We start from the raw sequence: 321 nt of genomic DNA on the forward strand, positions 1-321 counted from the left end.
CCTGTTTCGGAAAAAATTCTGGAACAGGCCGTTTTTTCTTGCTTTTTTTTCGATTTTAGAGTAGAATAATGTGTAAAACTATCTGATGCCGCCCCGCGCGGCCGGAACTTTTACCCTGTAACTTTGTTGACAGCGGACGCAGCTCCGCTTTGAATATTACGAGGTGAGCGTTTCACCCCGTATAGCTGCACAACTTTTTCAATACAAATAAAGGAGTGCACAAATTCTGAAAGGCATTATTCTGGCCGGCGGTGCCGGCACCCGGCTTTATCCGTTGACGATGGTCACCAGCAAGCAGCTGCTGCCTGTCTACGATAAGCC

General features: G+C 47.7%; 1 protein-coding gene. It reads left to right on the plus strand.

Translation table 11 applies throughout. The features are described from left to right. Positions 1 to 226: 226 nt before the first annotated feature. The coding region (locus tag P0G09_RS16900) for a sugar phosphate nucleotidyltransferase (protein WP_275253245.1) at positions 227 to 321 on the plus strand (95 nt) is incomplete at its 3' end.

The sequence above is a fragment of the Faecalibacterium sp. DFI.5.82 genome (genome assembly GCF_029076575.1).
Classification (GTDB): domain Bacteria; phylum Bacillota; class Clostridia; order Oscillospirales; family Ruminococcaceae; genus Faecalibacterium; species Faecalibacterium duncaniae.